The sequence below is a fragment of the Neobacillus vireti genome, assembly GCF_001026695.1.
Classification (GTDB): Bacteria; Bacillota; Bacilli; order Bacillales; family Cytobacillaceae; genus Neobacillus; species Neobacillus vireti.
Genome location: NZ_LDNB01000012.1, coordinates 286,456 through 310,252 on the forward strand (window position 1 = coordinate 286,456; position 23,797 = coordinate 310,252).

Here is a 23,797-nt window from a genome sequence, read left to right on the forward strand (position 1 = left end):
GAGCCATTGGTTCTCCTTTTTGCTATACTAAAGGGGAATAAATGTTTTAAGGATGTGTGTTCGCTTGAAGGAAATGTATCCGAAGAACGGACGAGTGATTCTCCATGTGGATATGAATAGTTTCTATGCCTCAGTTGAAATGGCCTATGAGCCGACACTGAAGGGAAAACCGGTAGCCATCGCGGGAAATGTGGAGGAGCGCAGAGGCATTATTGTCACTTGCAGCTATGAAGCGAGGAAATTTGGTGTCAAAACCACGATGCCGCTGTGGGAAGCAAAGAAACTTTGCCCACAATTAATTGTGAGGAAGCCCAATTTTGAACGGTACCGTGCCGCTTCAATGGGCATGTTTGAAATTTTGCGGCAATATACTTCCCTTGTTGAGCCTGTTTCTATTGATGAAGGCTACATGGATATTACAGAAAGCTTCGAATTTGGCAGTCCGATTGAAATCGCCGAAAGTATTCAAAAAAGGGTCATGGAACAGCTCGATTTGCCATGTAGTATTGGCATCGCCCCCAATAAATTTTTAGCGAAAATGGCCTCAGATATGAAGAAGCCAATGGGGATTACCATCCTGCGTAAGCGTGATATCCCGAAAGTGCTTTGGCCTTTGAACACAAACGAAATGCATGGTGTTGGCAAAAAGACAGCAGAAAAGCTGACAACGATTGGCATTCAAACAATTGGCGATTTAGCTAAAGGGAATGAAATACAGCTTAAAACGCTACTTGGAATTAACGGAATTCGAATAAAAGAAAGAGCAAATGGAATCGATTCTCGACCAGTTGACCCGGAGTCAATTGAGGAATTTAAGAGTATTGGCAACTCCACGACGCTGCCAAGGGACGTGAGCAATCAGCAAGAGCTTTTTCAGGTACTGGATTCATTGGCAGAAACGGTTTCAGTGAGATTGAAGCGGAAGAATGTCCTGGCATCTGCATTGGCCATTACGATTCGGTATAAAGATCGGAAGACGATTACAAGAAGTAAGAAGCTTTCGAATCCTATTCTTCACAAAGAAGATATTGCGGCGGTTGCTAAACAGCTTTTTCTAAAGTCCTGGAATGGGGAGTCCATTCGATTATTGGGGATTACCGGGAATGATTTAGTTGATCATGATCATGCGTACAAACAATTAGATTTGTTTTCCTATGAAAAGGATGCGAAAAAAGAGCCGCTGCTTAAAACCCTTTCGAATCTGCGGGAAAAGTATGGGAAAAATATTATTGAGAAGGCAGGGTCTCACAAAGTTGATCCCTCACATAATGTAGGCACAGGAACAAGTTTTAACAAGGATTTTCTACGCAGCTTCCAGAATAAAAAGAATGAAGAAGACTAAAAAGCTCCATTTTGCCGACTAAACAAAGTGGAGCTTTTTGGACATCATTTACAAATATCTACTTCTAAATTTGTCACGGGCCACCAGAAGCTGCCATCTTTTTCTAACAGTTCATCCGCTTCTATCGGACCCATTGACCCTGCCTCATAATTTGGAAAGGTGGCTTTTGTTTTTTCCCATACTTCCGAGATTTTATCGACAAATGCCCAAGAATAGGCCACTTCATCCCAATGAGTGAAATTGGTGGCATCACCGCGCATGCAGTCGTAAAGTAGTTTTTCATAGCCTTCTGGGGTGTTCATCGCATGAACGCCCGTATTAGCGAAGCTTAGTTTCACCTCTTGTGCATCCAAGTGACCACCCGCTTTCTTGGCATTAAGATGCAGGGTAATTCCTTCCTCCGGTTGAATATGAATCACAAGAAGGTTCGGGTTTAGCATTTTTTCGGTTTGATAATATAAATTCATCGGGATATCTTTAAATTGAACAACAATTTTTGTCGATTTCGCCGTCATTCTTTTTCCGGTACGAATATAAAAAGGAACGCCGGCCCAGCGGAAATTATCAATCATGATTTTGCCGGCAACAAAGGTTTCGGTATTCGATTCTTTGTCCACCATTGGTTCATCACGATAATTTGGAACCGGCATTTCATCGATTGTTCCCTCGCCATATTGACCGCGAACGAAATAGTTATTTACATCATCACCCTCGATCGTTCTTAATGCCCTAAACACTTTTACTTTTTCTGAACGGATTTCGTCTGTTGTCAGTTTAATTGGCGGCTCCATTGCCAGCAGCGCGACCATTTGCATCATATGGTTTTGCAGCATATCCCGTAATGCCCCGCTCGTTTCGTAATATCGTCCACGTTCTTCAACGCCCAGTGTTTCACTTGAGGTAATTTGAATGTTGGAGATGTAGCGATTATTCCAGAGTGGTTCAAAAATAGCATTGGCGAAACGGATGACCTCAATGTTTCGAACCATTTCTTTTCCTAAATAGTGATCGATTCGATAAACTTCTTCCTCGGAAAAGGCCGTTCTAATTTGCGTATTTAATTCTTTGGCAGATGGTAAATCATGGCCGAACGGTTTTTCAATGACAAGACGTTTATAGCCTTTTACATCTGTCAGCCCATCTGATTTGAGATGAAGGGCAATTGGGCCAAAAAATTCTGGTGCCATCGCCAGATAAAAGATCCGGTTGCCTTCAAGGTCATAATGCGCATCAATTTCATCAGCAAATTTCCGTAATGAAACATATGAGTTTGAATCCGCTACATCATGTGATTGATAGTAAAAGTGGGAGACAAATTCATCAAGATTGTCCTTATTCCCTAAGGCGGACAAAACGGAGTCCTTTACAGATTGCTGGAATTCATCAGTAGAAATGGTCCTTCTTGCAACACCGATTACGGCAAATTTCTCTAATTTATTCCGAGAAAATAAGCGATAAAGGGAAGGGAACAGCTTGCGTTTTGCTAAATCACCAGTTGCCCCAAAAATCATAATTAATGAAGTCATATTTTGCTCCACGTTTGAAACCTCTTTTCTAAAGCCTGGTTGCTTATATAGTTTGTGCTTTATCCATCTTAAATTTAGCGGTTTTGATTAGGTTTCGCAAATATATTGATTTGCATGTAACAAATTAATAAGGATAAGGAGAAATCGAAAGAAGTTTGTGCTATATTATCGATATTGGAAAAAGGAACGGTAGAGAGAGGAGTTTTGATTGTGGAGATATTTTTCTTAGGAACGGGTGCAGGCATGCCGGCAAAGCTGCGCAATGTGACGTCAATTGCCCTTAAATTACTTGAGGAGCGGGGGGCTGTTTGGTTGTTTGATGCCGGTGAAGCTACCCAGCATCAAATATTACATACATCGATCAAACCACGGCGGATTGAAAAAATCTTTATAACCCACCTGCACGGCGATCATATTTACGGACTGCCTGGATTGTTATCAAGCCGTTCGTTTCAAGGCGGAGAATCAGAGGTAATGGTTTATGGTCCGAAGGGGATTAAAGAATATATTCATGTTAGTCTGTCCTTGAGTCAGACTTATTTGAAATATCCGTTAACGGTTATTGAAATTGACGAGGGCGTCATCTTTGAAGATGAGCAGTTTACGGTTGAAGCCCGTTTACTTGAACATGGAATTCCTTCTTATGGCTATCGGATAGTCGAAAAGGACAGACCGGGTACATTACTTGCAGATAAGCTAAAGGAGGCAGGGGTTCAGCCGGGACCAATTTTTCGAAAAATAAAAAATGGTGAATCCGTTACACTTGAGGATGGCCGGGTAATTGAGCCAGGTGAGTTTGTTGGACCTGATTTAAAGGGAAGGGTCGTGGCGATTCTTGGCGATTCTCGGTATTGCGAGAATGCGTTAATGTTGGCGCGAGGTGTTGATCTTTTGATACACGAAGCCACCTTCTCGAAAGGGGAGGAGAAGCTTGCTCATGATTACTTCCATTCGACAACCTATCAGGCTGCAGACATAGCAAAACGTGCCGGTAGTAAAAAGTTGTGCCTAACTCATATTAGCTCGCGCTACGACCGAAACGATTGGCGTGAATTGGCCGAAGAGGCGCAGGAAGTATTTCCGAATACGGAGATAGCGGAGGACTTTAAAGAGATAACTATTCCACCAATAAAGTAATAAAAAAGCACTCACCTTGGCGAGTGCTTTCGTTTAATCATTTTAACTCCAGCCGCGCTCGTATTGTTTTGGTGCTTCGATCGTAACGCCCAGCTCTTTAGCTGCTGTTCGCGGCCAGTATGGATCGCGTAATAATTCACGGGCTAAAAAGACTAAATCCGCTCTGTCATTTTCTAAAATTTCCTCAGCCTGAATCGCTGAAGTAATCAAGCCCACTGCACCTGTCAAAATCTCAGCGCCGTTCTTAATCGTCTCTGAATATTTAACTTGATAACCTGGATAGACGTGAATATGTGCCGGGATCACAGCCCCTGAGCTTACATCAATTAAATCGACGCTTTGCTCTTTCATCCACTCGGCGAAAGTTATGTAATCTTCTGCGGTTAAACCTTCTTGATGATAATCATGAGCTGAAACCCTTACAAATAATGGCCCATTCCAAACGGTTTTGACGGCATCAATTACTTTGCGAAGTAAGCGGTAACGGTTTTCGGCGGATCCGCCGTATTCATCGCTTCTTTTATTGGAAAGAGGTGAGAGGAATTCGTTAATTAAATATCCGTGAGCACCATGAATCTCAATCACATCAAAACCAGCTTTTGCTGCCCGTTCAGCCCCTTTTTTAAAAGCTTCAACCGTTTCGGCAATATCTGCCGTTGTCATTTCCTTAGGCGTTTTCATTTTTTCATTAAAGGCGATTGCAGAAGGGGCGATAATGTCGCCTTCTAAGACTGCTTTCCGGCCGGCATGGGCGAGTTGAATCCCTGTTTTAGCACCATGTTCTTTCATTAGTCCAACGAGCTCCTGAAAGCCTTCAACATGGTCATCACTCCAGATGCCTAAATCCTGAGGTGAAATCCTGCCCTGAGGTGTTACCGCTGTTGCTTCGACAATAATGAGACCAACCTGACCGACTGCTCTCGATGTGTAATGAGTATGGTGCCAGTTCTGTACGTGCCCATCCTCGTTATGGCTGGAATACATACACATTGGTGACATGACAATTCTGTTTTTTAGCGTGACCCCCTTAATGGTAAAGGGAGAAAATAATTTTGTGGTCATTAACAAGTCCTCCTGTTCGAAATATTAACCTATTCAAAGTATAGCAAATGCTCCCGGTTTTTGAAAAAATTATCACCCGTATAGAGTGAATGTATGTTATGAATGGGTGTTGAAAAAAGTGTTTGTTTATATTAATAAAATTGACAAAAACTCAACACTTTGCAAAACAAGATTGATTGGCTCAGTTTAGGTTAAGTATGATTGCATCGGCGATCCGGCTACTCTAATCATTGTTTCCATTCAATTTTTCAAGTCGTTCCAAACCAATTTGAACAGCTAAGCAATCGTCCAAATATCCAAATGGAAACACGTAATCGGGGATAATGTCTGTTGATAAAATAAAATATAAAAGTACACTGCCAAGGATTGTGCGCTTTTCTGTCGAATTAGTTTCTTCACAGAAACTCTGGTACATTTTTTTTAATTCAATAATAAAAGGTCCTGCCCCCCTAACTTGTTCCACCTTTGTCTCAAACTCCTCCAAAATCTTCTGCTCACCTTCTTTTGTAAGGGCAAATTGTTCATATTTGGCCAATTCCTGATATATTTGCTCCATTTTGAATTGTTCATCTAATAGGTTGGAAGAGATAAGAATTTCCTGTATTGTCTCGATGGAATCAAAAATATCAGATGGAGTGTTTTGTTCATTTACATCAATATTGTACCCGGCAGCCAGTAGCAATCTTGCTGCTGGAACGCCTAAATGATGGGCAATCTGCTGCAGGTGTGAGGGCTTAGCCTGTTGTTTATTATTTGCTATTCGTGAAATCGTCGCTGTATCAATACCTGTAAGTGTACTAAGCTTTCGCATGGAAAGCGAACGTTCCTTTAACAATGTTTTTATTAATTGTCCAAGGTTTTGATCCTCGCCTCTTTTAGTTGACATCACACTCGCTCCTTTATGGTTTTACATTAAGTGTTGACGTTTTATCAACATTGTTGAAGTAGACATGCACTATTAGTCAAAGAAATCAATACAATGTAAAAAAAATAAGGAGTGTTGACATTGGCTTGGTTAATCATTTTGGCTTTTGCTGTTTCATCAAGTATAGATAATTTGGGGGTAGGAATTTCTTATGGCATTCGAAAGATACACATTCGGTTAGGCCCGAATATTTTGATTGGGATCATTTGCTTTCTCATGAGTATGGCGGGAATTTCGTTTGGAGTTTGGCTTTCTAAGATTCTTCCCGGAATACTCCCTGTGATCTTCGGAGCAGTCATATTATTTATTATCGGTATTCGAATCATTCTATTGGCGAAGCCGCGCAAAAGAGGTACTTCAAAAGTGAAAAATGAGGATGGAGAGCAGCCCAGTAGTATTAAAGGTATCCTAAGAAATCCAGAGATAGCCGATACCGACAAGTCTGGAGAAATTGGTTGGGGGGAAGCGATTATTCTCGGTATTGCATTATCCGCGAATGCGCTTACGAATGGACTAGGTGCTGGTTTACTAGGGCTTTCACCGCTTGCTATTTCTTTAACAGCTGCAATTGGCAGTATCGTCAGTGTTTGGGCAGGTGTGAATTTAGGATCTAAATTAGCCAGTGTTCGAATTGGTTCATTTACTGTCGGTCAATTTGGAACAATTATTAGTGGCGTGCTCATTTTAGTAATAGCATTTACCACATTCTTCTAGATTAGGAGTTTGGTCAAATAGGGCTGTGAAGTTTAAAGAACGGTTGTCTTGGTGAGCAGAGACAAACTGACGAACAAACTCACATGCTTTTTTATATAATACGACAAAAAGAAAGCTAGTATGCTAAAAGGAAATAATAAGTCAAAATCAGAAAAGGACATTTGATCATTAACCTGAATTAGGATAATGATCAAATGTCCTTTTCTTTTTCGTTTCGTTTGTCTATTTAATCAGTTCATAGTTCAAAAGCTCTCCAAGTCATTTAGGAGAGCTCAACTTTTAAACCATTTTAGACTCATTGACAGTTTTTTATATTATATTAGAATCCACAATAACTGTGTCTATTTTGACAACGAATCTGAAAAAATTAATAAAAAATTGATAATGTATCAATAAAGTGTTGATTAATTATCAATAAGGGGAAAGTGGATCTGATTGTATGAATCAAATCCACTTTTTTTATTCTTTTTCTCTAAGTTCCCTTAACGAGTATGTCGTGCCTCTCCACACAATTCCTCCGCGTTTAAACGTCAGATAACTAGCCCGGATAATTGAATAAATAAATAGTAATGCAGTGATGGGTAAAACAAGATACAATGCAGGGGAGAAAAGCGTCATCCTTTTAATGATGACAACGTAAAGAATTCCGCTCGTCACAATATTCCCTATGCTTAGAAGGACAATCGTTTTGTTCCCCCAAAAAATAGTCAGAAACGGAAGGACATTCGTAACAAATACCCCGAATATCGAAAAAAACACCATACTAATTCGATAGTTTAATCCAGCAAATGTATTTTTTTCAAGCCCAACAAATGCCTCTTTCAAACTACCGTACCATTCAACCTCAATTAATTGGAGCGCTGTGACAATTCGTTGACGGTAGCCTGCCTTTTTCATTTTCATTCCCAGCTGGAGGTCATCATCCGGTCTCATTTTTATTTTTTCGTGCGTGCCAAAGGATCCATAAGCCTCCTTGGAAACAAGATTGAATGCGCCAATGCCAGTTCCAATCTTTGATTTTGGATTGTTTGCCATCCATGGACGCTTAAAATAGGAAAATCCAAAAAGAAAAAAGGCAACAAACGATTTCAGCCAAAAACGGTTCGCGCTTAAATTGGGGGCTGCGGTTAAAAGGTCTAGCTCGTGTCTTTCAAAGTAATGCAGCGCCTTCGCAAATGCTTCTTCTTTGAATCTCACATCCGCATCCGTAAATAATAGCCATTTGCCTGAAGCTTGAAGTGTTCCTTTATACAAGGCGTGATTCTTACCTAGCCAGCCTTCAGGTAATTCATTGATATGAAGTACTTTTATCCGTCGGTCTTCTCCTTGCAATTCGTCCATTAAATTCCGGGTGTCATCGGTGGAACGGTCATTGACGAGGATCCATTCGATATGTCGATAGGTTTGCTTCAACTGACTATGGACACTTGCACGGATTTGGTTTTCTTCATTTCGCGCTGCCACGATGACCGATAATAACGGCCCTGTTTTGAGTTCTGGCTCTTTCTCAAGAGCATCTAAATGCCGTAACCCAATTAGCGCATCTAAAAGAAAAACGAGCCAGACAAGAATACCCAATGTGAATAAAACAATTAGAATAATTTCCATTTTCCCAGCCCTATTTTCCTTTAATTATATAGCTTATGTTTAGTTTAAGGTAAAGGGTGGCAAACATACCACTTTTTAAGAGGACTTTCCAACCTTGAGCAGCGCTTCTAAGGTGCTTCCCATCTTTTTCGATTGGGCCGTAGCTGCTTGAATACAAGAAATGAATGCTTGCTGCACCCCATGTTCCTCCAGTACTCGAATGCCGGCCTCAGTGGTTCCGCCTGGACTCGTTACATCCAGACGTAATTGCTCAGATGATTTGGAGGAGTTTCTCACCATTTCTGCTGCTCCAATCAGTGTCTGTACAATGAGTTCCTTCGCCATTTCCTTTTCTAGACCAATCTCGGCCGCGCTATTTTCCATTGCTTCGATAAGATAATAAATATAGGCAGGTCCGCTCCCGGATAGTCCAGTTACGGCATCTAGCTGCCCTTCCTCTACAAACCTTGCTAATCCTACGGTTCCAAAGAGCTGCTTCGTTGTTTCCAACTGATGATTGGTGATGCGGCCATTTACGGCAATGGCAGTCGCCGATTTTCCGACCGCAGCCGAGGTATTAGGCATTGCCCTTGCAATCGAGAGTGACTTTCTTGCTAGGGTTTCAATGGTATTCATAGAAACACCTGCTAATACGGAAATGACTAGCATTTGCTCGGTCAGGTACTCGCAAATCATTTCGATGGCTGAATCTGCGTCCTTTGGTTTCATTGCCAGCATAACAACATCAGCATCTTGAAAAAGTAACTTTATATCATAGGTGCTGCGAATGCCATAACGTTCTTTAAGTTCCGCCAACCTCTTTTCATTTGAATGGTTTGTTACCCAAATATTGTTTCGGTCGATTAAACCATTTTCAAGAATCCCTGAAATGAATGCTTCCGCCATCGAACCCGCACCCACAATCGCAATCTTTTTCATGAAAAATCCTCCTTTTTCTCTCACTGTCTTGAGACCTGTACTTTTCTTTATAAATACAAAAAGACCCTTCATCCATAAAGGACGAAAGGTCTAGCTTCCGCGGTACCACCTTCATTTACCCGGATTTTTTTGAAAAAAATAATCTGGGTTCACTCGACTCCCGATAACGTGGGATTGCGTTAGGTTTTCCTAAGTGCTCCTAAGGTAGGTTCAATGATTAAGAGGGCGGTGAAGTCTTTCAGCCGTCGAACTTCACTCTCTTTCGCCATTTCTCATTTACTAGTCTTATTCATCGCTTTAACGGATTAAATTTTAATTGTGATTATGCTTGAAAAACAGCTTGTCTGTCAAGTAATAAATAGTATGAATTTTCCCCTTTTTCTAAAAAGTTATGCAGGAATAATGACAATTGGTGAAAAAATCGTTACACTTTAATTTATATAGTTATTGGCAAAAATTGTTTACAGGTATTCTTTATACAACAATAATGTTAGGAGTTTTTTGAATGGCAGAATGGAAAGACGGAATAGCTAAGATTACCTTACCGACACCTTTTCCTGTTGGGGATGTAAATGCCTATTTAATTAAAGGAGAACGGTTAACACTTGTTGATGCAGGCGTGAAAACGGAAGAGTCCTGGAACGCACTTACCGAGCAGCTTGCTGAATTAGATTTAAGCCCAAACGATATCGAGCAAGTGGTCCTTACTCACCATCACCCTGACCATGCCGGAATGCTCGATTTTTTCCCAGATTCATTGGAGGTGTATGGTCATCCGCTGAATGAACGCTGGATCCATCCCACGGAAGCCTTCTTCCGGGAACAAGAAGCTTTTTTCAATGAGCAGTTTCGGGAGTTTGGCCTGCCTTCGGAATATTTCCCGTTCCTTTCTAAGTTACGAAACACACTGAAGTATTCCTGTAACCGATCGTTGACAGGACATCTTGTTGAGGGAATGCCCCCTCTTGGGCTAAGTGAGTGGCAGATAATTGAAACACCGGGCCACGCTCAAAGTCAAATTGCCCTTTTCCGCGAGAAGGATGGAATTTTGATTGGCGGAGACTTAATCTTAGCCCATATTTCACCCAATCCATTACTCGAGCCGCCGGCACCTGGCGAACAAGAAAGGCCGAAGCCGCAGCTGCAGCATAATGATTCAATGAAGAAGCTGTTGTCGTACCCGATTCAGCTCGTCTATACAGGACATGGCAAGGAGGTTTTTCGGTTAAAAGAACTGATAGAACTAAGACTTTTGCACCAGCATGAACGGGCAATGAAGGTCAATAATTGGCTGAAAGAAGAGCAACTCACCGTCTTTGAGATTTGCAAACGCCTATTTCCGTCTGTCTATCAACGAGAACCGTTGTTAACGATTTCAGAAACAGTGGCGCAGCTTGACTATTTAGCGTCTATCGGGGAAATTAGCAGTAAGGATAGTCAGCCCGTGCTTTATTATGCTAAGCATTAAGGAGAACGGGGCCGACTTAGATGGGGTGTTCATATGGTTAAGGACCGTTTAAAAGCTAAGAATATTGTAATTACCGGCGCATCCGGTGGAATAGGTGCGGAAATTGCCAAGCTTTGTGCGGCACGCGGAGCTAATCTTGTTTTGCTTGCACGGAGCATCGACAAGCTGGAGCAGCTTCAGTCCGACTTGCAACAAAAGCATCATGTCAATGTGGATGTTTTTCAGCTTGATGTGTCTGATACGAATCAAGTTGAGGCAGTTTATCAGCGGATTTTTGATACTATCGGGGACATTGATATCCTGGTGAATAATGCCGGCTTTGGGGTATTCCATGAAGCCCATGAAGCTTCAATCGACGAAATCAAAGGGATGTTTGAAGTGAACGTTGTTGGTTTGATGGCATGTACAAGTATGGTCTTGCCTAAGATGCGCGCACGGCGCTTTGGTCATATTATTAATATTGCTTCCCAGGCAGGGAAAATTGCTACGCCGAAATCGAGTGTTTATTCTGCCACGAAGCATGCCGTACTTGGTTACACAAATTCGCTGCGAATGGAGCTTGCTGATTTCAATGTGCAAGTGACATCCGTGAACCCAGGGCCAATTGCCACTAATTTTTTTTCCATTGCTGATGAACAAGGCACTTATGTAAAAAATGTGCAGCGGTACATGCTCCAGCCTGAATTTGTCGCACGGAAGATTGTCGATAGCATGCTGACGAAAACGCGGGAAATCAATTTGCCGCGCTGGATGAATATGGGGAGCGTTGTTTACGTTCTGTTTCCACGGCTGTTTGAGCGGATAGGGAAACGAATGCTTAATTCTAAATAAATGGAAAAGCTGCCTTGCCACGGCAGCTTTTTTTATTGGGAAGATGTCAATAAATTCCTATTGAATACGAACGAATATTCGCTTAAGATATGTATATAATAATAAAGAACGAATGTTCGATTTTAAACTTTGTGGGTGAAAAGTCATGGTCGATTACAATATGTTACCGAAAAACAAAATTTTATGCGTGGATATGAAGAGCTTTTATGCAAGCTGTTCCGCTGTCATGGAAGGCCTCGACCCTTTGAATTGCTATTTAGCAGTTGCCGGTAACAAGGAGCGGCAGGGAAGCGTCGTACTTGCCGCTTCACCGCGGCTAAAAAAAGAATTTGGTATCAAAACCGGCTCGCGGCTATTTGAGATTCCCAATGACCCAAGGATTCAAGTTGTCGAGCCGAAAATGGCAACGTATTTACGGATTGCAACCGAAATTTCTCGTGTATTTAACCGCTATGTGCCAAAAGAAGCTATTCATGTTTATAGCGTCGACGAAAGCTTTATTAAAGTGGATGGTGCGATTCATTTGTGGGGGGATGCCCATACGATTGCTCGAAAAATTAAGGATGATATTGAGCGGGAATTTCAGCTCCCGTGCGCGGTTGGAATTGGCCCTAATATGTTACTTTCGAAGCTTTGCCTTGACCTCGATGCTAAGAAAAAAGGAGTGGAAGAGTGGACGTACGAAGATGTGCAGACAAAGCTTTGGAACGTGTCGCCGCTTCGGGAAATGTGGGGAATCGGCAGACGTGTTGAAAAAACCTTAAACGGGATGGGTATTTTCACGGTTGGTCAGCTGGCCCGCTATGATTTAGAAAAGCTGGAGAAAAAATTCGGCATCATGGGAAACCAGCTTTATCATCATGCTTGGGGCGTGGACCTCTCCGATTTGGGGGCACCAATCATCCAAGGGCAAATCAGCTTTGGAAAAAGTCAAATTCTGTTAAGGGATTATAAAAAGGAAGAAGAAATTAAGGCGGTTATTTTAGAAATGTGTGAAGAGGTCGCCCGAAGAGCACGGACACATCGAAAGGCTGGGAGAACGATTAGTCTCGGGGTCGGCTACAGCCAAGATGAATTTGGCGGCGGTTTTCATCGCTCCAGATCCATCCAGCAGCCAACAAATGTGACAATGGAGCTTTACCGCGTCTGCCTTGAATTGTTCCATGAGCATTATACAGGAAAGACAGTCCGGCAGATTTCGATTGCCGTCAGTAATATTGTCGACGACCGCGAGCTTCAGCTCGATTTGTTTGATATTGGTGCCTATAAGAGAAGGGAGCTTGGCTATGTGGTTGATTCCGTCCGCAAGCGTTTTGGCTCAGGTTCCCTGCTGCGCGCTGTATCTTATACCGCTGCAGGAACGGCTAAGCACCGGGCAACACTCGTTGGCGGACATAAAAGATAAGGGAGGCAGAACGTATGATTCGCGACCGCGGCAGAATCAAATGGACGTCAATGATGCTTCCTGAGCATGTGAAATTGCTCAGGGATTGGGTAAAAGAAGATGGCTACGAACAGAAAAAGGAAATGGATGAACAGCAGTTAGAGCTCATGAACGAAACCTTATCTGAAGCGATTGAATTTGATCAGTTCGTCACGATTACCCATTACCGAAACCGGAATTATGAAATCGTGATTGGAAAAATTCATTACTGGGATGAACTGTCACAAAGGCTCCATGTCGTCGATCGATTTGAAGAAGTGCACCGAATTCCGATTAATGCAATTGCCGACATTCGGCTAACAGATATGTAAAAAGAGCGGCTTCAAATCGGAAAGCCGCTCATGTAAATCTTATTCTTCTTTAAGAACCCGAACCTGTGATTCAAAATTCCCTTTATGCGAGCCGTCGCAAAAAGGCTTATTATTAGACCTTCCGCAACGGCAAAGGGAAAAGGATGGTTTTGTTGTATAGACATTACCCTCGCCATCTAGCAGCTCCACATCACCTGAAATTCTTAATGAACCGTTATCATTTACTTTGATTTGAACCTTTGACATAATTAGCACCCCTTTTAAAAATATTCGTAATAACTGGTAAGACAGGAATATGCAAACAAAAGACTAGAAGCATAATAATAAGCAGTCTAAAAAACATATGATACAATCATCATATGCCGAATGAGGGGAGCTTTAAACGTGGAAATTAACATAACAGCGGAAGCGGTAAAGAAAATCACCGAAAAAACGGAAGGTCGGGAAGGTTATTTAAAGTTAAAATATGATACAGACGGCTGTGGCTGTGCCGTAAACGGGGTAGTGGCCATGTGGTTTGTTCCGGAAATAGAAGAGGATGAAATCGCAATTGAAACAAATGACAAAACGGTTTATCTTGAAAAATCAAAAATGGTTTTTTTCGATGAACAAATGAAAATTGATTTTTCGCAAAGCACCAATTGCTTTCAATTAAAAAGTCCGCAGCAAATCTTAAATGGACACATGAGCTTAATAATAAAAGAAAAAACAGACTGACCTCAATCGGACAGTCTGTTTTTTAACTAGGCAAAGCATGATCAACATATTTTTGCAAAAACTCATCAATAACCCGTTCATAATCCGCCCTGTTTTCGTTAAAAGACTGGGCATGACGCCCGTTAGCTGCAAGATAGAGCATTTTAGGGCCCTTTTTTTGCTCAAATAAGTCTTTTGTCATCGATGGGAGAATAAAATCATCCTTTTGACTGTGAATGAACAAAACAGGGTGTTTGATATTTTCAATGACCGAAATCGGCGAGACATTTCGAATTGAATATTTATCACGTAAGCGCAAGAGTGCATCGCCAATCGGAAGTAACAGACCAGGAATGAGCTTGAAGTCCTTTTTAATTAAATAAGCAAGCTGTTCCTTAAAGTCAGAAAACGGACAATCCGCAATATAAAAATCTGCCCCGTCTTCCAGCAGCCCGGCGTATAGGAGCATCGTGGCCGCTCCCATCGATTCGCCATGTATCCCCAGTTCGAGTTCGGGTCCTTTCTCATTTTTAAGCCAGTCAACTATCGTTTTTAAATCGAATTTTTCATAGTGGCCAAAGCTGGTCGTTTTTCCGCCTGATTCTCCGTGACGTCTATGATCATAGATCAGGGCATTGAATCCGCGCTCTAAGAAAAGGTTCGCGTATTTAATTGAATTAATTTTCGTTTCCGTTACACCGTGTGAAATAATGATGTAGCGGTTGGAATCGTGCGGCTCCAAAAGAACAGCTTTAATTGTATAACCAAATGGGGAAGGAATATCAACTTCTCGATTTGGAAGTGATTCAAACGCATCGGGATTATACCTGCCAGCTTCCTTTTCCCGCCTTAAAATCAATTCCTCATCCTTCTTTTTCATATACATAACACGGTTTGTAAAGTAAAAAGCAAGTAATAACCAAAAGAATAACAAAACAAACAGGGTTCGAAATGCCTTCTTCAATTAAAGGACACCTCCCGAGGTAATAGTTAAATTGGATATCAAAAAAAAGTTCAATCCGCCCATGTTTTACCATGGAAAAAGCCGCTGGCATCAATGAGCGGCTTCCGAGTTTCGGGGATAAATTTACTGCTCTGAATTCTGTCGTTTTGTTGGGTGGATTGCCTTTTCGAGTTCCTCGGCGGCAATCAACCGCTTCCCGCCGCCTGCATTATCGGCATAGTTTTTTCCACTTTGGCTGTTTCCTTTATCACGCTTTTGGCTCATGAACATATTCTCCCTTCAATCTGATCTCATTTAATAAGATGGATTACTAGAAGATTGATTATTCAAGAAAAGGTAAATCTAAACCGTTTGAGCATGAAGCCGATAATAGCCGGTTTCAATTTGTCTTGAAAGATGAGGGCGAACAATTTCGACGGCATCCATCAACTTATTAAGGTTAACAGAGGTATCGATTCCCATCCGTTCAAGCATGTAAACTACATCCTCGGTCGCGGCATTTCCGCTGGCCCCTGGGGCGAATGGACAGCCGCCCAGCCCGCCGGCAGACGTATCAAACCTGTCGACTCCAGCCTGCAAAGAAGCCAAAATATTCGCGAGGGCAAGCTTGCGGGTATCATGAAAATGGGCGGTTAAAAGAGTTTCTGGGAATTCCGCTTTTAATTTGGAAAATAAGGAATATGATTCATTCGGCGCCGCCATCCCAATCGTATCGGCAACACTTAATTCATCAACACCCGCTTCGACAAATTCACGGCAAAGCTTTATCGTATCGCTTTCATTGATTTTCCCCTCATAAGGGCAATAAAACGCTGTCGAAATACAGGCGCGAACAAAATAATTCTTTTCTTTCAATTCATGGATAATGGGCTTCAGCTCTTCCATACTGTCCTGTGTTGTTTTGTTGATATTTTTCAAATTAAAGCTGTTGCTGACGCCTACAAATACGGCAACAGCCCGGCAATCGGTGGAATAGACCCGGTCAATCCCTTTCCGGTTTGGGGCTAACACAATGTCTCGAGAATTTTCATCAAGGCAGTCTGCCACAATTTCCGCAGCATCTCCCATTTGCGGCACCCATTTCGGTGATACGAATGAAGTTAGCTCCATTTCTTGAAGTCCGGCATTTCTCAAACCAGCGATAAATTGTTTTTTTATCTCAGTCGGTACGAATAACTTCTCATTTTGCAGCCCGTCACGCGGACCAACCTCGATAATCGTTACTTTTTTAGGTAAAGTAAACATCATTTTCCCCCTCCAATGTTCATACTTTCATTGTAGTGGTATTAATTTTAAAAAATCAAGAATTATAGAAATTTTGACAAAATAAGAGGATTTTCTGTGTTTTTACTAGAAGTAGTAGTGGTAATTACCGTTGAAGGGAGAAACGTAATGAGTCAAACAGAAGTAGTTATAGTTAGTGCCGTTCGAACTGCACTTGGAAACTTTAACGGCAGTTTAAAGAATGTATCTGCACCTGAATTAGGCGGGACAGTGATTAAAGGGGCACTGGAACAGGCAGGAGTAAAGCCGGATCAAGTTGATGAAGTGATCATGGGGAATGTTCTTCAAGCAGGGCTGGGCCAGAACCCGGCAAGGCAGGCCGCTTTTCGCGCGGGGATTCCTGAAAGCGTTTCCTCGATGACAATTAATAAAGTTTGCGGTTCGGGATTAAAGGCTGTGCACCTCGCAACACAGGCAATTTTGGCCGGAGATGCCGAAATTGTCGTGGCTGGCGGGATGGAAAATATGAGCCAGGCACCGTATCTGCTAAAAAATGCCCGTGATGGCTTTAAAATGGGCGATCAAAAATTAGTCGACACGCTGACTTCCGATGGTCTCACTTGTGTGTTTAATGATTATCACATGGGCATTACCGCTGAAAACCTAGCAGATAAATATTCTATTACGAGAGAAGAGCAGGACGAATTTTCAGCATGGAGTCAGGATAAGGCCGTCAAAGCAATCGAGGTAGGCAAATTTAAAGATGAGATTGTTCCGGTTGTGATTCCACAGCGCAAAGGGGAGCCAATCGTTTTTGAAACCGATGAATATCCGAAAAAAGGAACAACGGCGGAAAAATTGGCCGGATTGCGTCCAGCTTTTAAAAAGGATGGCAGTGTGACGGCAGGCAATGCCTCTGGAATCAACGATGGGGCAGCTGCTCTAGTAGTAATGAGTAAGAAAAAGGCGGATGAACTAGGGCTAAAGCCGTTAGTAACCATTAAGGCAAATGCAAGCGCAGGTGTAGATCCAAGTATCATGGGCATCGGACCGGTGCCGGCGGTGAGAAAGGCACTTGAAAAGGCATCCCTTTCAATCGAGGATTTGCAATTAATCGAGGCGAACGAAGCATTTGCGGCACAGTCGCTGGCAGTTGACCGCGAGCTCCATTTTAATAAAGACATATTAAACGTAAATGGCGGTGCGATTGCACTCGGTCATCCAATCGGAGCCAGCGGCGCGAGAATTCTTGTCACGTTAATTCATGAAATGAACCGAAGAAAAGCGAATGTTGGCCTGGCAACACTTTGTATTGGCGGGGGCCAAGGGGTAGCAACGATTGTTGAACTAGCGTAATACCTTTAATTTGAGGGGGAGAAAGCAAAATGAAGAAAATTTGTACATCCTTCCAGGATGCGGTTGCTGATATTCAGGATGGGGCTACATTAATGGTTGGCGGATTCGGGTTGTGCGGTATACCTGAAAACCTAATTTTAGCCTTAGCAGAAAAAGGTGTGAAGGATTTAACTGTTATTTCCAATAACTGCGGGATTGACGAATGGGGTCTTGGGCTTCTATTAAACAATAAACAAATCAAAAAAATGATCGGCTCCTATGTGGGGGAAAATAAAGAGTTTGAAAGACAGGTGTTAACGGGGGAGCTCGAAGTAGAATTGACGCCGCAGGGCACACTGGCTGAAAAAATTCGGGCAGGCGGGGCTGGGATCCCGGCATTTTATACACCTGCAGGAGTAGGAACACCGATTGCCGAAGGAAAAGAAACGAAGGTTTTTAACGGACGGGAATATCTTTTGGAAGAAGCCTTAACGGCCGACTTTAGTTTGGTAAGGGCATGGAAAGGCGACAAAATGGGAAATCTCGTTTATCACAAAACAGCACGGAACTTCAATCCGATGATTGCGGCAGCCGGAAAAGTGACGATTGCCGAAGTGGAAACACTTTATGAAGTTGGCGAATTGGATGCGAATTTTATTCAAACGCCAAGTATTTATGTTCAGACAATTATCGAAGGAAAACAGGAAAAACGAATTGAGAGATTAACAGTAAAAAAATAGGGTGGGGGAAAGGAGAAAAATTTAATGGCAAATGATAAGGCCTCAGTCAGAGAAAGAATTGCAATTAGAGCAGAGAAAGAAATAGAAAATGGCTTTTATGTAAACCTAGGCATCGGGATGCCAACCCTCGTTGCCAATTATATAACTGAAAATAAGCAGGTGGTCCTGCAATCAGAAAATGGTCTTCTAGGGATTGGTCCGTATCCTGAGATGGATGAGGTTGATCCCGATTTAATTAATGCCGGGAAAGAGACAGTGACGGCAATTAGCGGGGCAGCTTATTTTGATAGTGCTGAATCGTTTGCGATGATTCGCGGCGGACATGTCAATCTAGCGATTCTCGGCGGCATGGAGGTATCTGAAAGCGGCGACCTGGCAAACTGGATGATCCCGGGTAAGATGATTAAAGGAATGGGCGGTGCAATGGATCTTGTCCATGGAGCCCAGAAAATTATTGTCATAATGGAGCATGTAAATAAAAAAGGCGAATCAAAAATCTTAAAACAATGCACCCTGCCATTGACGGGAAAAGGGGTAGTCAACCGGATAATCACGGAGCGTGGCGTCATGGATGTTACCGATTCCGGATTAAGGCTTGTGGAAGTGGCAAGTGGCTATACAGTAGAAGATGTTGTTAACTCGACAGAAGCAACATTGTTCGTTGACGAAAAGGTTAAATTAGAAGCTTTCTAATAGTAAAGGCAGGCTGCATGAGACAGTCTGCCTTTTAATATTAGGAATGATTAAGTGAAATGGTATAATAGAATCGAGATTTTGATTATGGAGGCGTTTAGAATGAAAAAACAAAAGAGACAACAAAATCAATCTAAACCTAAAAAGGACGATTCAGCGGTAACGCTTAAAGATTTAATTGATCCAAACTTAATGAAACAATTAAAAGAGCAGCAGGACCAGCTTAAGGCTGAGGAAGAGAGAAGAAAAGAAACAGAAGAGCAGCGAAAAAGGGAAGAACGCCGATTAAAGGAAAAAAACAAATCGTTTGAAGAGCTTTTAAACGAGAGCGGGATGAATTGGAAGGAATTTAAATAGAAAAGGAGAGCATTTGCCCTCCTTTTTAACGATGCTCTTTATAAATACTTGCCTTCGTTAACTCTTTAATCACAGCAACCTCTTCATCTGATAGCGGCTGGCTTCGAACCGCCTCTGCATTACTCCTAATTTGTTCCGGACTGCTGGCGCCGGCTACGACAGAGGCCACCACAGGATTGGCTAAATTATATTGAAGGGCCACTTCTGTAAATGAACGGGTTCCTGCAACTCTTTCTTTTAACATCGGTAAAACGGTGTGAAGCTCCTCATAATTGTAATCTAGGTAGCCCTTTTCAGAAGCCTTTTCTAACAGCTTATCACTTAATAGTCCCTTGGCAAGCGGTCCACGCGTGACAACACTAATACCATGTTCCTTAAGCATCGGCAGAACTGCTTCTTCTGGGCGGCGGTCTAAAATGCTATATTGCATCATCACAGACACAATGCTAGATTTCTCAACAAATTCCCTTATGACATTCGGTCGAATCGATGAAATTCCATAATAGCGAATATATCCTTCCGCTTTCAATTCTTCAAATGCTTCAATTGTTTCATCTATTGGGTCTTCAAGCGTGCCGCCATGTAATTGATAAAGATCAATATAGTCGGTACCAAGCCGTTTTAGACTATTTTTCACTGCTTCCTTTATATATGCCTTGGAAGGATCCCATGACCAGCCAGCCCGATCCTCGTTCCAGCGATTCCCGGCCTTCGTAGCAATAATAACCTGTTCCCGGACATCCTTTAATGCCTGGCCGACGATTTTTTCATTTACGCCAAAATCATATAAATCTGCAGTATCAAAATAATTGATGCCTTCCTCGAGAGCTGCCTCGATGATTCGCCTGGCAGCTTTTTCCTCTGTGCCAATGGACATACAACCCAGGCCTAATTCTGATACCTGCAAATCTGAATTCCCCAACCTTCTTTTCTTCAAAACATCACCCCGTCCTTTTTCTTTGTCCAGCTCCAGCGCCTAGCCCCTCGAGGTCACAAGCCAATCCGTCCAAAAGGTTAAAGAACAACCTTTCGGCCGGCTCGACTTGTGCTTGTCGGGGCTGAGCAAGGCGCTTCCGCTTTTCTAATAATTTTACGAAAGTAAGGGGCAGACTACAAATGACAGGCATTATTTTTCCGTAACATTTTGAACCCAATCGGCGACGAAAACATAGTCCTTGTTATATTCCTTAAGTTTTTGCAAGATCTCCCAGCCTTTGCCGACAAGGATAATTCCTTTCTCATGCACATACACTTTCATCCGATACCCCTCCAAATAAAGTATGGTAAAATGTATGACAAGATTTAAATGGAAAGAACAGGAGAGATCATTATGACTAAACTTGAGGAAAAAACGCTCCGAAGTGAAGAAATTTTTTCAGGAAAAATAATCAGTCTTCATTTACAGGATGTTGAACTGCCAAATGGTAAACAGGGGAAACGTGAAATTATTAAACATCCTGGTGCTGTTGCAGTATTAGCAGTCACCGATGACAAGAAAATAGTTATGGTTGAGCAATTTCGTAAAGCGTTAGAACGAACAATTGTTGAGATTCCTGCAGGGAAGCTGGAAAAAGGAGAAGAGCCTGCCCTCTGTGCCCGCAGAGAATTAGAGGAAGAGACCGGCTACGAGTGTGAAAGTCTTGAATTACTGACTTCCTTTTATACTTCACCGGGATTTGCCGATGAAATCGTCCATGTCTATTTAGCAACAGGCCTTACAAAGAAAGAAAATGCTGCCGCTCTTGACGAAGATGAGTTTGTTAATCTTGAGGAATTAACACTTGATGAGGCGGAACAATATGTAAAGGAACAAAAGATTTATGATGCGAAAACTATTTTTGCCATTCAATACTTACAATTACAAGAGGCGTTGAAAAACAAATGAATCGCTACTATGTAGATTTACATATTCACATTGGCAGAACCTGGACAGGCAAGCCAGTCAAAATCACTGGAGCCAAGTCATTGACGTTTACGAATATCATTGAACATGCGCGCCATGAAAAGGGGCTTAATATGGTGGGGATTATCGACAGCCATTCTCCAGAAGTCATCCTTGAAATGGAAAGCCTGATTGAAAGCGGAGAAATTGTCGAACATCCGGACGGCGGTTTGGTATTTGGTGATTTAACGGTCATTCCTGGATCAGAACTAGAGATAAATGATGAGGGATGCAACGGCCCGATTCACCTACTTTGTTATTTTCCGAATCTGACCGTTATGAGGGAATTTTCGACCTGGCTTTCAGGACATTTGAAAAATATACAATTGAGTTCACAAAGGATTTATGTGACAGGTCTTATTTTACAAAAAAAAGTAAAAGAGCTTGGCGGCATCTTCATTCCTGCGCATGTCTTCACACCATTTAAAAGTTTATATGGCAAAGGGGTCAATCGGTCGCTGACAGAAGTGTTGGACCCGGATTTAATCGATGGGATTGAACTTGGATTAAGCTCAAATACCGAAATGGCAGACCAGATTAAAGAATTACACGATTATTCATTTGTAACCAATTCGGACGCCCATTCGCTTGCAAAAATAGCCCGTGAATATCAGGTTATTGCGATGCAGGAACCAACATTCCTTGAATTGCAAAAAGCATTAAAGGGTGAAGATGGAAGAAAAATTGTTGCCAACTATGGACTTGATCCATACCTTGGCAAATATCACAAAACCGTTTGTGCGGAATGCCTAAATCCTGCAACTAATGACGATCAAATATGTACTCTCTGCGGTAATAAAAAAATTATTAAGGGTGTAGCCGATCGAATTCTTGAATTGAAGACGGCGGATTCAAGTCCTGAGGGGCGCCCTCCCTATGTTCACCAAGTACCGCTCGAGTTTATCCCGGGCTTGGGGCCGAAATTACTGGAAAAACTGGTCAATCATTTTGGCAGTGAGATGGCGATTCTTCACGAAGTGCCGTTTGCAGCATTAAAAGAAGTTGTTCCCGACAAAATCGCCGACCTTATCATGAAAGCGAGAGAAGGTAAAGTCAATCTCGCAGCAGGCGGCGGCGGGAAATATGGAAAAATCGCGGATTAACATAAAAATTTTTAACCGACAACCTAATCAGGCGGTCGGTTTTTTTTATATGAACTCTATCAAAATATGGTCATAGAATAACTAGACTGGCATAGAATGTAATAACTGATTTGGAATAATAGGAGGAAACGCAGATGAAAAAACGCTTGTACCAGTCCAATGCCGGAGAGTTTTTCCGTGAGCATTCTTCAATTTTTTTGTTTATTGTCGTTTTATTTTTAATGGGAGTCATCTTTGGGGCTATCGTAGTAAATAGCATGAGCATTACTCAAAAGGAAGATTTATTCTACTATTTATCGCAATTCTTTGGCCAAGTTTCTGATGGGAAAGTAACAGTAGACAATGATTTATTTTTACAAAGCTTTCTCCATAACAGCAAATTTATAGGTCTTATCTGGGTGCTGGGAATCTCCATAATCGGACTTCCTGTTATTCTCATTCTCCTCTTTATTAAAGGAATGGTAGTCGGGTTTACGGTGGGCTTTCTAGTTAGCCAAATGGGTTGGAATGGCTTTATGCTCGCCTTTGTCTCCATCCTGCCGCAAAATTTAATTATCATTCCTGTATTTATTCTTATGGCAGCATTCTCAGTCATCTTCTCAATGAGAATGATTAAACAGCAATTTATGAAAAAATATGCACAGCCAATCCTGCCGTTCTTCAAAGGATATATTCTCACCTTGATTGTAGCAGTAGTGTTTATTTCGGCAGCATCCGGGATTGAAGCTTATCTCTCACCATTGTTAATGAAAACAATCATTAGTACAGCTAGTTTAAAGTAATTGTTAAGTAATATAAACTATAAACTCTTGTTTGTAATAATTTTATTTTGAATCTCTTTTCTCATCTGTTATAATGAGAATTAACAGTGGCGAGGGAGGGACTTCAGGATGGAAACTAGAATTGAAAGAATTAAAAAACAGCTGCATTCAGCAAGCTATAAGCTAACACCTCAGCGTGAAGCAACCGTTCGAGTGTTGCTAGAAAATGAAGAGGATCATTTAAGTGCGGAAGATGTGTACCTCCTTGTAAAAGAAAAATCGCCCGAAATTGGTTTAGCAACTGTTTATCGGACGCTGGAATTACTAACAGAATTAAAAATTGTCGATAAAATTAATTTTGGTGATGGGGTTTCCCGTTATGATCTTCGCCAGGAAGGCGCCGCCCACTTCCATCATCATCTTGTTTGCATTGAATGTGGTGCCGTTGATGAAATTCAAGAAGATTTACTTGAAGACGTGGAAGAAGTAGTTGAACGAAGATGGAATTTTAAAATAAAAGATCATCGCCTCACCTTTCATGGGATTTGTTACCGTTGTCAGGATAAAGAAAATGATGAAGAAACAACCGAATAACGAATACCAAGTCCTTTTACTGAAAAGGGCTTTTATTTTCCCTATTTTCCTTTTGAGCAGGTATAAAACTTGTACATTTTGGCATACCTTTAAGTAGATAAT

27 protein-coding genes are annotated in these 23,797 nt (G+C 41.8%); 16 read left to right on the plus strand and 11 right to left on the minus strand.

Annotation, left to right across the window (positions count from 1 at the left end; genetic code table 11):
- Positions 1-64: 64 nt before the first annotated feature.
- On the plus strand, positions 65-1,342 hold the full coding sequence (locus AA980_RS14385) for a DNA polymerase IV (protein ID WP_024030443.1): 1,278 nt from the start codon (positions 65-67) through the stop codon (positions 1,340-1,342).
- 44 nt (positions 1,343-1,386) lie between these two features.
- Here the strand turns inward: AA980_RS14385 and zwf are convergent, their stop codons facing one another.
- Positions 1,387-2,853, minus strand: coding sequence for a glucose-6-phosphate dehydrogenase (zwf, locus tag AA980_RS14390; protein WP_034724871.1), 1,467 nt, complete (start codon positions 2,851-2,853; stop codon positions 1,387-1,389).
- A gap of 225 nt (positions 2,854-3,078) precedes the next feature.
- Between zwf and rnz the strand changes: the two genes are divergently transcribed.
- Complete coding sequence (rnz, locus tag AA980_RS14395) at positions 3,079-4,005, plus strand: ribonuclease Z (protein ID WP_024030441.1); 927 nt, start codon at positions 3,079-3,081, stop codon at positions 4,003-4,005.
- Positions 4,006-4,047: 42 nt separating this feature from the next.
- Here rnz and namA read toward each other — a convergent pair whose 3' ends face one another.
- Together namA and AA980_RS14405 are read right to left on the minus strand one after the other, a co-directional pair.
- Positions 4,048-5,067 carry an NADPH dehydrogenase NamA gene (namA, locus tag AA980_RS14400; protein WP_024030440.1) on the minus strand — a complete coding sequence of 340 codons (1,020 nt, stop codon included), beginning with the start codon at positions 5,065-5,067 and terminating at the stop codon, positions 4,048-4,050.
- Positions 5,068-5,290: 223 nt separating this feature from the next.
- Positions 5,291-5,953, minus strand: coding sequence for a helix-turn-helix domain-containing protein (locus AA980_RS14405; protein WP_024030439.1), 663 nt, complete (start codon positions 5,951-5,953; stop codon positions 5,291-5,293).
- A 120-nt stretch (positions 5,954-6,073) separates the two neighbouring features.
- Here AA980_RS14405 and ytaF point away from each other — a divergent pair, with 120 nt between their 5' ends.
- Complete coding sequence (gene ytaF, locus AA980_RS14410) at positions 6,074-6,706, plus strand: sporulation membrane protein YtaF (RefSeq protein ID WP_024030438.1); 633 nt, start codon at positions 6,074-6,076, stop codon at positions 6,704-6,706.
- Between the two features lie 459 nt (positions 6,707-7,165).
- Here the strand turns inward: ytaF and AA980_RS14415 are convergent, their stop codons facing one another.
- A complete protein-coding gene (locus tag AA980_RS14415) occupies positions 7,166-8,314 on the minus strand; it encodes a glycosyltransferase (protein ID WP_024030437.1) in 1,149 nt (382 codons plus the stop codon).
- Positions 8,315-8,389: 75 nt separating this feature from the next.
- On the minus strand, positions 8,390-9,232 hold the full coding sequence (gene proC, locus AA980_RS14420) for a pyrroline-5-carboxylate reductase (protein ID WP_024030436.1): 843 nt from the start codon (positions 9,230-9,232) through the stop codon (positions 8,390-8,392).
- Positions 9,233-9,737: 505 nt separating this feature from the next.
- On the opposite strand from proC, the gene AA980_RS14425 reads away from it, so the two are divergent.
- The 4 genes from AA980_RS14425 to AA980_RS14440 all read left to right on the plus strand — a co-directional run bounded on the left by AA980_RS14425 (position 9,738) and on the right by AA980_RS14440 (position 13,286).
- Positions 9,738-10,700 (plus strand): MBL fold metallo-hydrolase, encoded by a 963-nt coding sequence (locus AA980_RS14425; protein WP_024030435.1) that lies wholly within the window; start codon positions 9,738-9,740, stop codon positions 10,698-10,700.
- Between the two features lie 33 nt (positions 10,701-10,733).
- Positions 10,734-11,531, plus strand: coding sequence for an SDR family NAD(P)-dependent oxidoreductase (locus AA980_RS14430; RefSeq protein ID WP_024030434.1), 798 nt, complete (start codon positions 10,734-10,736; stop codon positions 11,529-11,531).
- Between the two features lie 145 nt (positions 11,532-11,676).
- Positions 11,677-12,936 (plus strand): Y-family DNA polymerase, encoded by a 1,260-nt coding sequence (locus AA980_RS14435; protein WP_024030433.1) that lies wholly within the window; start codon positions 11,677-11,679, stop codon positions 12,934-12,936.
- A gap of 14 nt (positions 12,937-12,950) precedes the next feature.
- Complete coding sequence (locus AA980_RS14440) at positions 12,951-13,286, plus strand: YolD-like family protein (protein ID WP_024030432.1); 336 nt, start codon at positions 12,951-12,953, stop codon at positions 13,284-13,286.
- Positions 13,287-13,325: 39 nt separating this feature from the next.
- Here AA980_RS14440 and AA980_RS14445 read toward each other — a convergent pair whose 3' ends face one another.
- Positions 13,326-13,532, minus strand: coding sequence for a CDGSH iron-sulfur domain-containing protein (locus AA980_RS14445; protein WP_024030431.1), 207 nt, complete (start codon positions 13,530-13,532; stop codon positions 13,326-13,328).
- A gap of 138 nt (positions 13,533-13,670) precedes the next feature.
- Here AA980_RS14445 and AA980_RS14450 point away from each other — a divergent pair, with 138 nt between their 5' ends.
- On the plus strand, positions 13,671-14,003 hold the full coding sequence (locus AA980_RS14450) for an iron-sulfur cluster biosynthesis family protein (RefSeq protein ID WP_024030430.1): 333 nt from the start codon (positions 13,671-13,673) through the stop codon (positions 14,001-14,003).
- 22 nt (positions 14,004-14,025) lie between these two features.
- Here the strand turns inward: AA980_RS14450 and AA980_RS14455 are convergent, their stop codons facing one another.
- The 3 genes from AA980_RS14455 to AA980_RS14460 form a co-directional block, all read right to left on the minus strand.
- Complete coding sequence (locus AA980_RS14455; RefSeq protein ID WP_024030429.1) at positions 14,026-14,946, minus strand: alpha/beta hydrolase; 921 nt, start codon at positions 14,944-14,946, stop codon at positions 14,026-14,028.
- A gap of 123 nt (positions 14,947-15,069) precedes the next feature.
- A complete protein-coding gene (locus AA980_RS27490) occupies positions 15,070-15,210 on the minus strand; it encodes a hypothetical protein (RefSeq protein WP_162837345.1) in 141 nt (46 codons plus the stop codon).
- A 78-nt stretch (positions 15,211-15,288) separates the two neighbouring features.
- Entirely contained in the window at positions 15,289-16,191 is a 903-nt protein-coding gene (locus AA980_RS14460) for a hydroxymethylglutaryl-CoA lyase (RefSeq protein ID WP_024030428.1), read from the minus strand.
- Positions 16,192-16,338: 147 nt separating this feature from the next.
- On the opposite strand from AA980_RS14460, the gene AA980_RS14465 reads away from it, so the two are divergent.
- The 4 genes from AA980_RS14465 (at position 16,339) to AA980_RS14480 (ending at position 19,295) form a co-directional block, all read left to right on the plus strand.
- Positions 16,339-17,526 (plus strand): acetyl-CoA C-acetyltransferase, encoded by a 1,188-nt coding sequence (locus AA980_RS14465; protein ID WP_024030427.1) that lies wholly within the window; start codon positions 16,339-16,341, stop codon positions 17,524-17,526.
- Between the two features lie 29 nt (positions 17,527-17,555).
- Positions 17,556-18,245 (plus strand): CoA transferase subunit A, encoded by a 690-nt coding sequence (locus tag AA980_RS14470; protein WP_024030426.1) that lies wholly within the window; start codon positions 17,556-17,558, stop codon positions 18,243-18,245.
- 24 nt (positions 18,246-18,269) lie between these two features.
- On the plus strand, positions 18,270-18,938 hold the full coding sequence (locus AA980_RS14475; protein WP_024030425.1) for a 3-oxoacid CoA-transferase subunit B: 669 nt from the start codon (positions 18,270-18,272) through the stop codon (positions 18,936-18,938).
- Between the two features lie 102 nt (positions 18,939-19,040).
- Entirely contained in the window at positions 19,041-19,295 is a 255-nt protein-coding gene (locus AA980_RS14480) for a YqkE family protein (protein ID WP_024030424.1), read from the plus strand.
- A 25-nt stretch (positions 19,296-19,320) separates the two neighbouring features.
- Here AA980_RS14480 and AA980_RS14485 read toward each other — a convergent pair whose 3' ends face one another.
- Entirely contained in the window at positions 19,321-20,232 is a 912-nt protein-coding gene (locus AA980_RS14485) for an aldo/keto reductase (RefSeq protein WP_024030423.1), read from the minus strand.
- A 189-nt stretch (positions 20,233-20,421) separates the two neighbouring features.
- On the minus strand, positions 20,422-20,553 hold the full coding sequence (gene mciZ, locus AA980_RS26435; RefSeq protein WP_024027297.1) for a Z-ring formation inhibitor MciZ: 132 nt from the start codon (positions 20,551-20,553) through the stop codon (positions 20,422-20,424).
- A gap of 72 nt (positions 20,554-20,625) precedes the next feature.
- Here mciZ and AA980_RS14495 point away from each other — a divergent pair, with 72 nt between their 5' ends.
- From AA980_RS14495 to fur, 4 genes are all read left to right on the plus strand, one after another.
- A complete protein-coding gene (locus AA980_RS14495) occupies positions 20,626-21,180 on the plus strand; it encodes an NUDIX hydrolase (RefSeq protein WP_024027298.1) in 555 nt (184 codons plus the stop codon).
- On the plus strand, positions 21,177-22,340 hold the full coding sequence (locus AA980_RS14500) for an endonuclease Q family protein (protein ID WP_024027299.1): 1,164 nt from the start codon (positions 21,177-21,179) through the stop codon (positions 22,338-22,340). Before AA980_RS14495 ends, AA980_RS14500 begins: the two co-directional genes overlap by 4 nt.
- A gap of 134 nt (positions 22,341-22,474) precedes the next feature.
- Positions 22,475-23,122: a stage II sporulation protein M gene (gene spoIIM / locus AA980_RS14505; RefSeq protein WP_024027300.1), complete on the plus strand. Its 648-nt coding sequence runs from the start codon at positions 22,475-22,477 to the stop codon at positions 23,120-23,122.
- 108 nt (positions 23,123-23,230) lie between these two features.
- Positions 23,231-23,695, plus strand: a complete 465-nt coding sequence (fur, locus tag AA980_RS14510) for a ferric iron uptake transcriptional regulator (protein ID WP_024027301.1) — start codon at positions 23,231-23,233, stop codon at positions 23,693-23,695.
- Positions 23,696-23,797 lie beyond the last annotated feature (102 nt).

Bases quoted from the DNA above. Each gene is read 5' to 3' on its own strand.
- zwf (WP_034724871.1), bottom strand. From the start codon at position 2,853: ATGATTTTTGGGGCAACTGGTGATTTAGCAAAACGCAAGCTGTTCCCT.
- namA (WP_024030440.1), bottom strand. From the start codon at position 5,067: ATGACCACAAAATTATTTTCTCCCTTTACCATTAAGGGGGTCACGCTA.
- AA980_RS14405 (WP_024030439.1), bottom strand. From the start codon at position 5,953: ATGTCAACTAAAAGAGGCGAGGATCAAAACCTTGGACAATTAATAAAA.
- AA980_RS14415 (WP_024030437.1), bottom strand. From the start codon at position 8,314: ATGGAAATTATTCTAATTGTTTTATTCACATTGGGTATTCTTGTCTGG.
- proC (WP_024030436.1), bottom strand. From the start codon at position 9,232: ATGAAAAAGATTGCGATTGTGGGTGCGGGTTCGATGGCGGAAGCATTC.
- AA980_RS14425 (WP_024030435.1), top strand. From the start codon at position 9,738: ATGGCAGAATGGAAAGACGGAATAGCTAAGATTACCTTACCGACACCT.
- AA980_RS14430 (WP_024030434.1), top strand. From the start codon at position 10,734: ATGGTTAAGGACCGTTTAAAAGCTAAGAATATTGTAATTACCGGCGCA.
- AA980_RS14435 (WP_024030433.1), top strand. From the start codon at position 11,677: ATGGTCGATTACAATATGTTACCGAAAAACAAAATTTTATGCGTGGAT.
- AA980_RS14440 (WP_024030432.1), top strand. From the start codon at position 12,951: ATGATTCGCGACCGCGGCAGAATCAAATGGACGTCAATGATGCTTCCT.
- AA980_RS14445 (WP_024030431.1), bottom strand. From the start codon at position 13,532: ATGTCAAAGGTTCAAATCAAAGTAAATGATAACGGTTCATTAAGAATT.
- AA980_RS27490 (WP_162837345.1), bottom strand. From the start codon at position 15,210: ATGAGCCAAAAGCGTGATAAAGGAAACAGCCAAAGTGGAAAAAACTAT.
- AA980_RS14460 (WP_024030428.1), bottom strand. From the start codon at position 16,191: ATGTTTACTTTACCTAAAAAAGTAACGATTATCGAGGTTGGTCCGCGT.
- AA980_RS14465 (WP_024030427.1), top strand. From the start codon at position 16,339: ATGAGTCAAACAGAAGTAGTTATAGTTAGTGCCGTTCGAACTGCACTT.
- AA980_RS14470 (WP_024030426.1), top strand. From the start codon at position 17,556: ATGAAGAAAATTTGTACATCCTTCCAGGATGCGGTTGCTGATATTCAG.
- AA980_RS14475 (WP_024030425.1), top strand. From the start codon at position 18,270: ATGGCAAATGATAAGGCCTCAGTCAGAGAAAGAATTGCAATTAGAGCA.
- AA980_RS14480 (WP_024030424.1), top strand. From the start codon at position 19,041: ATGAAAAAACAAAAGAGACAACAAAATCAATCTAAACCTAAAAAGGAC.
- mciZ (WP_024027297.1), bottom strand. From the start codon at position 20,553: ATGAAAGTGTATGTGCATGAGAAAGGAATTATCCTTGTCGGCAAAGGC.
- AA980_RS14495 (WP_024027298.1), top strand. From the start codon at position 20,626: ATGACTAAACTTGAGGAAAAAACGCTCCGAAGTGAAGAAATTTTTTCA.
- AA980_RS14500 (WP_024027299.1), top strand. From the start codon at position 21,177: ATGAATCGCTACTATGTAGATTTACATATTCACATTGGCAGAACCTGG.
- spoIIM (WP_024027300.1), top strand. From the start codon at position 22,475: ATGAAAAAACGCTTGTACCAGTCCAATGCCGGAGAGTTTTTCCGTGAG.
- fur (WP_024027301.1), top strand. From the start codon at position 23,231: ATGGAAACTAGAATTGAAAGAATTAAAAAACAGCTGCATTCAGCAAGC.